The sequence below is a fragment of the Polymorphospora sp. A560 genome (assembly GCF_045781765.1).
Classification (GTDB): Bacteria; Actinomycetota; Actinomycetes; order Mycobacteriales; family Micromonosporaceae; genus Polymorphospora; species Polymorphospora lycopeni.
Map to the genome: position 1 here is coordinate 4,949,186 of NZ_CP122282.1, position 11,606 is coordinate 4,960,791.

The window sequence follows — 11,606 nt, forward strand, 5'->3', positions numbered from 1 at the left end:
CCAGGCAGCACCGGACCGGACGGGTCCCGCCCCAGCACCACGCCATGACCAAACTGGCCACCCCCACCGCCGCCGGACGACGCCAGCGGCTGGGCGCCGACTTCTCCAAGCTGTGGTCCGCCGCCGCCGTCTCCGCGATCGGCGACGGCGTCACGATCGCCGCCGGTCCCCTGCTGGCCGCCCAACTCACCGACGACCCCCGCCTCATCGGCGGCGTCTCGGTCGCGTTCACCGCCCCGTTCGTGCTGTTCGGCATCCCCGCCGGCCTGCTCGTCGACCGCGTCGACCTCCGCAAGGCGCTGGTCCGGGTCGACCTCGCCCGGGCCGTCCTGCTCGTCGTGCTCACCGCCGGGATCATCGGAGGTTGGGGCGGGCTGCCGCTGCTCTACGTGTGCATGTTCCTGCTCGGCGTCGGGGAGGTCTTCTGCCGCAACGCCGCACAGGTCCTCGTCCCGTTCGTCGCCCCCGAGTCCGGACTGTCCACCGCCAACGCCCGCATCATGGCCGCCCAGGAGGCCGGAACCGGCTTCGTCGGCCCGCTCTTCGGCGCCCTGCTCTTCGGCGTCGCCGTCGCCCTGCCGTTCGGCGTCGACGCGGCCACGTTCCTGTGCTCGGCCCTGCTCCTCGCCCGGATGCGCCGCACCCGACCGCCCGCCGAACGGCGCGACACCACCGGCGTGCTGGCGCAGATGCTCGCCGGCGCGAAGTGGCTGTGGCGCCACCACCTGCTCCGCAACCTCGCCCTGCTCTCCTGCACGATCAACCTCGCCGGCAGCGCCATGCTCGCCGTACTCGTGGTGCACAGCAGCCAGGTGCTCGAACTGAGCCCGTTCGGGTACGGCGTCATGCTCTCCTGTCAGGCCGTCGGAGCCGTCCTCGCCTCCCGGATCGCCCCCCTGCTGACCAACCGGCTCGGCCGCGAGGGAGCACTCGTCGCCACCGCCACCCTGATCGCCTCCAGCGAAGCCGTGCTGGCCCTCGTGCCCTCGCCGTACGCGGCCGGCATCGCCCTCGCCCTCTTCGCCTGCGGGACGGTGACCTGGAACGTCGTCGTGGTGGTCCTGCGCCAGACCCTGGTCCCCCGGCACCTGCTCGGCCGCGCCAACAGCGTCTACCGGCTGATCGCCTGGGGCGGGCTGCCCGTCGGCGCGGCGGCCGGCGGCATCGTCGCCGCCGAGGCCGGCACCCCCGCCGTCTTCGGCGCCGGCGCGATCGTCATGACGGTCATCGCGGTGATCCTGGTCCGCGGCGCCCGCCGGCGGTGGATCACCACCGTCGTGGAGGCCCGGCAGGACGACGGCCCCGCCCACACCGCCGACGACCGGACACCCGCCGGGCCGGACAGCACCGACACCGGGCCGAACGCGCGCACCACGCCGGAAAGGTAACCCCATGACCGTCACCCGCCCGCCCCACCTGCACCGGTCACCGCTGGGGCACGCCTACGTGGAACACCTCGCCGGAGCCGCGGGCGCGGGCGACCCGACGGCCGCCGCCCGCGAATCCGCCGCCCTCACGCTGGCATACCGGGACCGGTTCCTGGCCGGCCCCGCCTTCCTCGGCGACGCCGAGCGCCGCACCGTCGCCGGTGACCTGCGCACCATCTACGACCTGCTGCGCTCGCTACCGGACCGGATCTTCGGGGGAAGCCTCGCCGCGCTGGCCGAGGCCGTCGGCATGAGCGGCCAGCAGACCGCGCTGATCACCCGCAGTGCCCGCACCGGGTCGCTCGTCCCGCTCGGCCGCGCCGACCTCTACCACGACGGTACGGCGTTCAGCCTGCTCGAATTCAACATCACGAGCGCGCTCGGCGGCTTCGAGAACGCCGACCTCAACCGGGCCATGCTGACCTTCGCCCCACTGCGGGAGTTCGTGACCCGGCACCGGCTGGGCTACCGCGACACGCTGGCCTGCATGGCGCGGACGATGCTCGCCGAATGCGCCACGGCGGTCCCCGCCGGCCGGCCGCCGGTCGTCGCCGTACTGGACACCGTGGACAACTTCGCCGTCATCGGGCCCCGGCTACGGGTGTTCGCCGCGAAGCTCGCCGAACACGGCATCGAGGGAATCGCCTGCCACCCCGGCCAGCTGACCTATCCGAACGGCCGCCCCACCGTCGCGGGCCGGACCGTCGACATCGTCTACCGGTATTTCCTCGCCGAGGACCTCGCCGATCCGGCGTCCGTGGCCGAGCTGGAACCGCTCCTGGCAGCCGCCGACCAGGGGAAGGTCGGCCTGTTCAGCCGGCTGGACGCCGAGATCTACGGCAACAAGGCAACGCTGGCCATGCTCTCCGACGACCGGCACCGTGCCCTGTTCGACGCCGCGGAACTCGCCTGCGTCGACCGCCTCCTGCCCTGGACGCGGTACGTACGTCCACGGACCACCGACCCCGGCGGCAGCGACGTCGACCTGCTCCGCTACGCCGTGGCGCACCGCGACGACCTGGTCCTGAAGCCGACCCTGCTGCACGGCGGCAGCGGGATCGTCGCCGGCTGGCAGGTCGACCCGGCCCGGTGGCAGGCCGACCTCACCGCGGCGATGGACGGCCCGTACGTGCTGCAACGCCGCATCCGCCCGGCGGCCGAACCCTTCCCGGACGGCGCCGGTGGCGCCCAGGACCTCTACCTCAACTGGGGGATCTACCTCGGCGACGTCGACGTCGTCGGCGAGGACGGATACGCCGGATGCTTCGTACGCGGCAGCACCGACCCGGCGGTCGGCGTGGTCAGCCTCGGTGCCGGCGCGGCCGTCGGGTCCGCCTTCCACGAGAGCTGACCGGATCGGGCACCGGCGGCGCGGCCGCGCCGCCGGTGCCCGGCGAATCAGTTCAGGACGTGGTCACTCGTCCGCGCCGGACTGCACCCGGGCGATCCACGCCTCGACGTCGTCGGCCGTGCGCGGCATCGCCGACGACAGGTTTTCGTGGCCGTCCTGCGTGACGAGCACGTTGTCCTCGATCCGGACCCCGATGCCGCGGAACTCCTCCGGCGCCACCAGGTCGTCCGCCTTGAAGTAGAGACCCGGCTCGACGGTGAGGATCATGCCCGGCTTCAGTTCGCCGTCCATGTAGTCCTTACGCAGCAGCATCTGGCAGTCGTGCACGTCCATGCCCAGGTGGTGGGAGGTGCCGTGGACCATCCAGCGCCGATGCCAGCCGCCGTTCTCGGGGTCCAGCGTCTGCTCCAGCGTCACGCCGTCGGGCAGCAGGCCCCACTCGTGCAGCTTGCGGGCGATGACCCGGTTGGCTGCGGCGTGGATGTCGCTGAACTTGTTGCCCGGCTTCACCGCCGCCATCCCGGCTTCCTGCGCCTCCAGGACCGCCTCGTAGATCTTGCGCTGGACCTCGGTGAAGCGGCCGTTGACCGGCAGGGTCCGGGTGATGTCGGCGGTGTAGAGCGAGTCCAGCTCCACCCCGGCGTCGATCAGCATCAGGTCGCCCTCGCGCACCTGCCCCGTGTTCTTCGTCCAGTGGATCGTGTTGGCGTGGTCCCCGGACGCGCAGATCGACTCGTATCCGACACCGTTGCCCTCGTGCCGCGCGTACAGGCCGAAGAGTCCCTCGACCCAACGCTCGCCGCGGCCCTTGCGGACCGCCTCCGGCAGCCCGACGATGATCGACTCGAAGCCCTGGTGGGTGGCGGCGATGGCCCGGCGCATCTCGCCGATCTCCCACTCGTCCTTGCAGATCCGCATTCCGGACAGGAACCGGGCCAGTTCCTCGTCCGCGTCGGTCGGCCCGGAGGCGGACGTCGCCGCCTCGGCACGGACCTCGTCGACCCGGCGGGCCACCTGGTCGTCGGCCGCCCGCACCACCCGTATCTGGACCGCACCGGCGTCCTTGGCCAGCGTGTCCGGCAGCGAGTCGATGTGCCGGGCGCCGACCCCCAACCGGGACTCGATGTCCTGGATCGTCGGACGCGGCCCCACCCAGAACTCGCCGAACCGGGCGTCGGCGAAGAACTCCTCGGTGTCGCGCGCGGCGAGGGGCCGGAAGAACAGGATCGCCTCGTGGCCGCCGCCCTCCGGCTTCGGGTCGAGCACCAGGACACTGTCCGGCTCGCTGTCCGCGCCGAGACCGGTCAGGTAGGCGAACGCGGTGTGTGCCCGGAACGTGTAGTCCGTGTCGTTGCTGCGTACTTTCAGGCCGCCGGCCGGGATGACGAGACGCTCGCCCGGGAACCGCTCGGACACGGCCGCCCGGCGCCGGGCGGCGTGGTCCGCGACCTCGGCGCGCGGTACGGGTTCGGTACTCCGGCTGGCCCACCCGGAAGCGATGAACGCGCGGAACGCGTCGCTGCCCGGGGTGTTCCGGTGGCTGGCCTTCACCTGCTTGTCGCTCGTCATGGTCGATATTCTGCCACGTGGTCGGGTGTTTCCCGATCCGCGACCAGGCCACCCGCACCGACGGTGACGACGCGGACACGGCACCGCCGGGCCGGCGTCAGCCGGGTGGTCCCACCCGGAGCGGCAACACGTTCCGGTGCAGCCGGAAGCCGTGGAGGTCGGCGGGGTCGACCGCGAGACGCAGATCGGGGAGGTGCCGGGCGATCCGCTCGAACATGATCCGGCTCTCCAGCCGGGCCAGGTGGGCGCCGAGGCAGAAGTGGATGCCGTACCCGAAGGCGATGTGCCGCCGGACGTCGGTGCGGTGGATGTCGAACTCGTGCGGCCGGTCGAACACCGCGGGGTCCCGGTTGGCGCCCCACAGCGAGAGCCCCACCCGGTCGAACGCCGGGATCCGCCCGCCGGCCATCTCCACGTCGGCGAAGGCGAACCGTGGCGGCACGATCTCGACCGGCCCGCGGAACCGCAGCGTCTCCTCGACCACCGCCTCCGCCAGCGCCGGATCGTCTCGTACCGCCCGCCACTGGTCGGGGTGGGTCAGCAGCAGACGAAGCCCGTTGACGATGAGGTCGACGGTCGTCTCCTGACCGGCGACGAGCAGCAACTGCACCAGTGCCACCAGTTCGTCGCGGTCGAGCCGGTCTCCCCGGTCCTCGATCGCCACAAGTTGCGAGATCAGGTCGTCGGCGGGGTCGGCCCGGCGCCGGGCCGCCAGCTCGTCGAGGTACGCCCCGAACTCCAGGGTGGCCGCCGGGCCTTCGGCGCTGGCCGACACGATCGCCGCGGACCAGGCGCGGAACCGCGGCCGGTCGACGTCGGGAATGCCGACCAGTTCGGCGATGACGTTGACCGGCACCGGGTCGGCGAGGTCGGCGACCCCGTCGACGTCTCCCCGCTCGCGGGCCCGTGCGACCAGCCGATCGGCGAGGTCACCGATCCACGGCTCCAGCCGGGCCACCATCCGTGCCGTGAAGCCACCGCTGACCAGCCCCCGCAGGCGGGTGTGGTCGGGTGGGTCGAGGTTGATGAGCTGACGGGCCTCGAGTCGCGCCACTTCCGTCAGTTCGTGCGGCGCGGGCCGCCGGCTGCCGGGAAAGTGCCGGTGCACCTCGTGCCCGATCGCCGGATGACGGAGTCCTTCCAGGACATCGGCGTGGCCGGCGATCACCCAGAAGCGGGCGCCGCTGGGGTCGATCTGGAGCACCGGCCCGCCACTGTCCCGTACCCGGTCGTAGAAGGCGTGCGGATCGCGGCGAACCACCGGATCCCACAACTCCGAGATGCCGAACTCGGCGGCCACGTCGCCCCCTCCTGGCAGGACAGTCCACTGTGCACCTCGACGGCCGCGCGCGATGCCGTCGGACGGCACGCCTCCGACGGCCGCGCCGCAGGCCCCGCGGGCCGCGTACGACTTACCGAGCGACAGCATGTGAGCGTTAACATAGTTGGGTTACCGGAATGTGTCAACCGTGAACTCTTACTCGATCGTAGGGATTGACCTGGGTGAAGTTAGCGTTCACACTCTCTGAACACCACAGTTGCCGACGCCGATGAGACGACCCCCGTCACGGCCGCCGCAGGTCTCCTACCGCCACGAATCAGCGCTTGACAGAGAGGCTGGGATGCAATTGCAATAGTATACGCGCAACATCCTCGTCCCGCCCGACGGCGGGAGGCACAAGAACACTCCGGCAGGCCACCGAGTCGCGCCGCACGCGGTACGTCCGACGCCGCACCGGGCCCACCCACCTGAGGAACGGGCGGACCGGCGCCGGAGCAGCGGCACGACAGACCCGCCGACTCACCAAGCCACCGTCCCGACCTGCCCAGCGACACCCGCCCCGCCGTCCGCCGTGGTCACCACCGCCGCCGTCAGGGATGGCCGCCAGCCCCCGGGCCGGACCCACGACAGCCAGTGGATCCGACCGGGCCCGGCGATCGGGCGGCAGGCCGAGCCGTCACACATACCCACCCCTGGAAGGACGATCCTCAGTGGTTCAACCCGAGAAGCTCCCCATCAGTCGTCGTCAGGTTCTACAGGCCTCCGCCATCGGCGCGGCCGCGGTCGCCGCCGCCGGTGCGCTCCCGGCCGCCGCCGCGCAGGCGGCACCGGCGACCGAGGCGGTGACCGGCCCGAACCCGTTGCCCGGGACCCCGCCCGACCTCGGCCCCGGCGGCACCGCCCCGGTCCGGCCGTTCCAGCTGCGTGACGTCTCGCTCGGCGACGGCCTGTTCCAGGAAAAGCGCGACCGCATGAAGAACTACCTCCGGCAGTTCGACGAGCGGCGGTTCCTCGTGCTGTTCAACAACCAGGCCGGCCGGCCGAACCCGCCGGGGGTGTCCACCCCCGGGGGCTGGGAGAACGGCGGGCTGCTCAGCGGTCACTGGGCCGGCCACTTCATGACGGCGCTCGCGCAGAGCTACGCCGACCAGCGTGAGCCGATCTTCAAGAGCAAGCTCGACTGGATGGTCGACGAGCTGGCCGCGTGCCAGGCCGCGATCACCGCCCGGATGGGCACCGGGGGGCCCGGCGGCGAGAACCCGCAGGAGCCGGAGATCGGCCGGGTACCGGGCCGCTTCGGCAGCGCCCTGCGCCTCAACGGCCCCAGCCAGGCCCAGTACGTGACGCTGCCGCAGGAGACGATCAGCCAGCTCACCAACTTCACCATCGCCACCTGGGTGAACCTCGCCTCGGCCCAGGACTGGAGCCGGCTGTTCGACTTCGGCCAGAACAGCACGGTCAACATGTTCCTGACCCCCCGCTCCGGCGCCGCGGGCAACGCCCCGCGGTTCGCCATCACGGTCGGCGGAACCGCCCAGGAACAGCAGATCAACGGTAACGCCGCGCTGCCGACGGGCCAGTGGGTCCACCTGGCCGTCACCCTGTCGCAGAACACCGGCACGCTGTACGTCAACGGCCAGGTCGCCGGCACCAACACCAACATGACGCTGAACCCGGCCAACCTCAGCAACCCGGCCAACCGCTGGATCGGCCGCTCGCAGTACGGCGACCCGTTCCTCGACGCCACCGTCGACGAGTTCCACATCTTCGACCGGGCGCTCAGCCAGCAGGAGGTCCAGTCGCTGCAGGACTCGGCCGCCGGGAGCACCGGGGGCGGGAGCATCGCCTGGTACCGGTTCGAGGAGGAGGGCGGCACCACCCTGCGGGACTCCTCGCCGAACGGTCGCGACGCCGGCGTCGTGGCCGCCGACAGCGGCGGGGCCGACCTGTGGATCCCGACCCACCCCGGTTACCTGGGTGCGATCCCGGAGGACGCGGTGCTGCGGCTCGGGCCGCCCCGCTGGGCCATCTACGGCGGCAACGCCGACACCAACACCTGGGCGCCCTGGTACACCCAGCACAAGATCATGCGCGGCCTGCTCGACGCCTACTACCACACCGACAACGCCAAGGCGCTCGAGGTCGTCGTCAAGATGGCCGACTGGGCCCACCTCGCACTGACCCTCGGGGACAAGAACCACCCCGACTACGAGGGCCCGCTGACCCGGGACAACCTGAACTACATGTGGGACCTCTACATCGCCGGTGAGTTCGGCGGGGCGAACGAGGTGTTCCCCGAGATCGCCCGGATCACCGGCGACCCGAAGCACCTGGCGACCGCCAAGACCTTCGACAACCGGGAGTCGCTGTTCGGCGCCACCGTCGAGAACCGCGACATCCTGGTCACCACGCCGGAGACCCGGCCCGGCCGGCGCCGCCCGGAACGGCTGCACGCCAACACGCACGTGCCGCAGTTCATCGGCTACCTGAGCGTCTACGAGCAGAGCGGCGACCAGGAGTACTTCCAGGCCGCGAAGAACTTCTTCGGCATGGTCATCCCGGACCGCATGTTCGCCCACGGCGGTACGGGTGGCAACTACCCCGGTTCCAACAACAACATCGAGATGTTCCAGAACCGGGGCAACATCGCCAACGCGATCGCCCAGGGTGGCGCGGAGACCTGCACCACGTACAACATGATCAAGCTGGCCCGGAACCTGTTCTTCCACGAGCACGACGCGGCCTACATGGACTACTACGAGCGCGGCCTGCTCAACATGATCCTCGGCTCCCGTTCCGACAGCTCGAGCGTCAGCAACCCGCAGGTCACCTACTTCCAGCCGCTGACACCCGGCACCTCCCGGGGTTACGGCAACACCGGCACCTGCTGCGGCGGTACGGGCATCGAGAACCACACGAAGTACCAGGAGACGATCTACTTCAAGTCCGCCAAGGGCAACACGCTCTGGGTGAACCTCTACGTGCCCTCGACCCTGACCTGGGCGCAGAAGGGCTTCACCATCACGCAGGAGACGAGCTACCCCCGGGACGACCGGGTCAAGCTGACCGTCACCGGCAGCGGCCGGCTCAACCTCAAGCTGCGGGTGCCGGGCTGGACGCGGCGGGGCTTCTTCGTCAACCTCAACGGCGAGCCGGTGAACATCAACCAGAAGTCCGGCCGGTACGTGACCCTGAGCCGGACCTGGACGTCCGGTGACGTCGTCGAGATCCGGATGCCCTTCAGCATCCGGATCGAGCGGGCCCTGGACCGTCCGGACACCCAGGCGATCTTCTGGGGTCCCCTCGTCCTGCAGGTCCTGGGCAACCCGGGCGGCGGGAGCTACCGCGAGCTGTCCCTCTACCGCTACCTCAAGCGGGACGGCGACTACGGCCGCTCGGCCATCACCCACGCGAGCACCACGGCGGCGGGCGACAAGCTCTTCACCACGCACGACTTCACCCTGCGGCCCTACTACATCAGTGACACCCAGGCCGCCTCGACCTACTTCCGGCGGGTCGAGCCGACGATCGTGTTCGGGTCGATCGACACCGGGGTGCCGAACTACAAGCGCAACGACGGCCTCCCGAACTACGACGTCCCGGTGACGGGCATCCCGTCACCGGGCACCGACGGACCGACCTTCCTCGACCTGCTGTGGGACCAGGCACCCTTCCGCAACCACGGCCAGTTCGTATCGAAGGTCACCGAGCTTGCCGAGGCGTTCGTCGCGGCCGGCATCCTCACCGAGGCGCAGAAGACCCTCGTCGTCTCGCACGCGGGTCGCGCCAACAGGGAGCTCGCCCCGTAGACCGTAGGCCCCGCCCCGGAGGGCCGCGGTCGACCGCGGCCCTCCGGGGCACCTCGATCGGCGGCGACTTGACCCTCACGTCACGTGAGGCTCGATGCTGGCGTCATGACCGACACCTTTCCCGCCTTCGACCTCAGCCCCGTCCCGACGCCGGCACTCGACGCGGTGCCGCCGGAGTTGTTCCGCGGCATCTACGGGATGCCGATGTTCGTGACGGTACCGACCGACGACCTGGCGGCGTCGGCCGACTTCTGGGTCCGTGGCCTGGGCTTCTTCGACCTGTTCTCCATTCCCGGCCGGCTCACGCACCTGCGGCGCTGGGCGTTCCAGGACGTCCTGCTGATGGCGGCCGAAAGCGCCGCCGAACCTCCGGCGCTGACCGTGAGCTTCTCGTGCGTGCTGAGCCAGATCGACGAGATCGCGGCCGCGGGCGAGAAGCTTCTGCCCGGTTCGACGACGGGGCCGCGGCACATGCCGTGGAACTCGGTGGAGTTGGAGGTCGTCACGCCGGAGAACACCCGGGTGATCATGACCGCCGCGCGCCCGTACGACCCGGACAGTCCCGAGGCCCAGTTCCTGCGGGACATCGGGATCGAAGCCCCTGCGGCGTGACGCGGCGGGCCCGACCGGACCCGGCTGCCACACTGGTGACGTGACACCTCGACCTGCCGACGGGACCGCGGCGACCGACGGGCTGACCGTCGGCGCCGTGGCCTCCCTCGCGGGCGTCACCGTCCGGACGCTCCACCACTGGGACGCGATCGGGCTCGTCCGCCCGTCCGCACGCACCACCGCCGGCTACCGGCTCTACACGGCCGCCGACGTGGCCCGCATCCACCGGGTGCTCGTCTACCGCGAACTGGACGTACCTCTCGACCGCATCGCGGACCTGCTGGACGCGCCGAGCGGCGACGCCACCGAATCCCTGCGCCGACAGCGCGACCAGCTCCGCGAACGCATCCTGCGGATGGAGCGGATGGTCGCCGCGCTCGACCGCATCGTCGAGGCCCGGAACACCGGCATCCTGCTGAACGCCGAGGAACAGGTCGCCATCTTCGGCGCGCAATGGCGACCCGCCTGGGTAGCGGAGGCGCGCGAGCGCTGGGGCGAGACCGGCCAGTGGGCGCAGTACGCCGAACGCGCCGCCGGGAGGACCGCCGACGACTGGCGGTCGATCACCACGGACGTCGAGGCGCTCAACGCCGACCTGGCCGCCGCCCGGCGCGCCGGGGTCCGGCCCGGAAGCGACGAGGCGAACGTGCTCGCCGAGCGGCACCGGGCGTCGATCGGCGTGTACTTCGACTGCACGCACTCCATGCACGTCTGCCTGGGCCGCAGGTACACGACCGAGCCGGGTTTCGCCGCCTACTACGACGGCTTCGAGCCCGGCCTGGCCGGGTGGCTGCGCGACGTCATCGACGCCAACGCCCGCGCGCACGGCGTCGACCCGGAGTCCGCGACCTGGAGGTGACGGCGGCGGGGCGCGCTTCGGGGGCCGCTACGGGACCCACACGCTTTCCGCCTGGAACGAGCTGAGGTCGGCGATGCCGCTGTTGCCCGCCACCTGGTAAGGGCCGCCGACGCAGTCGTCGCCCGCGAACAGTGCGGCGGCCCCGGAACCGGAGTTGAGCACCGAACGGATCCGGCCGCCGCCGAAGCCGTGGTCCACCAGGCTGACGCAGGCGCCGCCCGGACCGGTCGCGGCCACGGTGAACCGGACACCGGCGTAGCCGGTCTGGTCGAACAGACACACGGTCTTCGGGAACGGGCAGTCACCCGCGGTCACGCCGGCCCGCTCGGTAGGCACCGCGGCCGCGCCGGGGGTGGCGGCGGTGAGCACGGTCGTGGCGGCGAGCACCACGACGGCCAGGACGGACTTCACGCCACTGTGCACTGACACGGGAACCTCCAGGGGGCTGGCGAACAGGCCGGCACGATATTAACAGACTTCGATGCGCCAACCTGGTCACCAGGGGCCCAGACAGCACAGATCCCCTGAAGATCGACAAAGCACCGCGGCCGATGTTGGCCGTTGACGATCATGATCGTCCATTGTTAGATGATCTCCAACGTCCGGGATGCCTGGTCAGCGGGCTCCGGTCGGTCCTGGGTGCCAGTACGGCGACGCCATCACCCCGGCGTTCGCAGACCTGTCATCCGCGACAACC

The 11,606-nt window shown here is 71.1% G+C and carries 8 protein-coding genes; 5 read left to right on the forward strand and 3 right to left on the reverse strand.

The window, feature by feature from the left end; all coding sequences use genetic code 11:
- Positions 1 to 44: 44 nt before the first annotated feature.
- Both QCD66_RS22035 and QCD66_RS22040 read left to right on the forward strand, forming a co-directional pair.
- Positions 45 to 1,388: an MFS transporter gene (locus tag QCD66_RS22035; RefSeq protein WP_375732753.1), complete on the forward strand. Its 1,344-nt coding sequence runs from the start codon at positions 45 to 47 to the stop codon at positions 1,386 to 1,388.
- Between the two features lie 4 nt (positions 1,389 to 1,392).
- On the forward strand, positions 1,393 to 2,778 hold the full coding sequence (locus QCD66_RS22040; protein WP_364207308.1) for a hypothetical protein: 1,386 nt from the start codon (positions 1,393 to 1,395) through the stop codon (positions 2,776 to 2,778).
- A gap of 63 nt (positions 2,779 to 2,841) precedes the next feature.
- On the opposite strand, the gene QCD66_RS22045 is transcribed toward QCD66_RS22040, so the two are convergent.
- Together QCD66_RS22045 and QCD66_RS22050 are read right to left on the reverse strand one after the other, a co-directional pair.
- On the reverse strand, positions 2,842 to 4,347 hold the full coding sequence (locus tag QCD66_RS22045) for an aminopeptidase P family protein (RefSeq protein WP_375732752.1): 1,506 nt from the start codon (positions 4,345 to 4,347) through the stop codon (positions 2,842 to 2,844).
- Positions 4,348 to 4,444: 97 nt separating this feature from the next.
- Complete coding sequence (locus tag QCD66_RS22050; RefSeq protein WP_375732751.1) at positions 4,445 to 5,647, reverse strand: cytochrome P450; 1,203 nt, start codon at positions 5,645 to 5,647, stop codon at positions 4,445 to 4,447.
- Positions 5,648 to 6,339: 692 nt separating this feature from the next.
- On the opposite strand from QCD66_RS22050, the gene QCD66_RS22055 reads away from it, so the two are divergent.
- From QCD66_RS22055 to QCD66_RS22065, 3 genes are all read left to right on the forward strand, one after another.
- The gene (locus QCD66_RS22055) at positions 6,340 to 9,438 is read left to right on the forward strand and encodes a beta-L-arabinofuranosidase domain-containing protein (protein WP_375732750.1); all 3,099 of its coding nucleotides are present in this window, start codon (positions 6,340 to 6,342) and stop codon (positions 9,436 to 9,438) included.
- Positions 9,439 to 9,543: 105 nt separating this feature from the next.
- Positions 9,544 to 10,050 carry a hypothetical protein gene (locus QCD66_RS22060; protein ID WP_364207316.1) on the forward strand — a complete coding sequence of 169 codons (507 nt, stop codon included), beginning with the start codon at positions 9,544 to 9,546 and terminating at the stop codon, positions 10,048 to 10,050.
- Positions 10,051 to 10,090: 40 nt separating this feature from the next.
- Complete coding sequence (locus QCD66_RS22065) at positions 10,091 to 10,909, forward strand: MerR family transcriptional regulator (protein ID WP_375732749.1); 819 nt, start codon at positions 10,091 to 10,093, stop codon at positions 10,907 to 10,909.
- A 27-nt stretch (positions 10,910 to 10,936) separates the two neighbouring features.
- Here the strand turns inward: QCD66_RS22065 and QCD66_RS22070 are convergent, their stop codons facing one another.
- Complete coding sequence (locus QCD66_RS22070; RefSeq protein ID WP_364207320.1) at positions 10,937 to 11,338, reverse strand: peptidase inhibitor family I36 protein; 402 nt, start codon at positions 11,336 to 11,338, stop codon at positions 10,937 to 10,939.
- Positions 11,339 to 11,606: the final 268 nt, after the last annotated feature.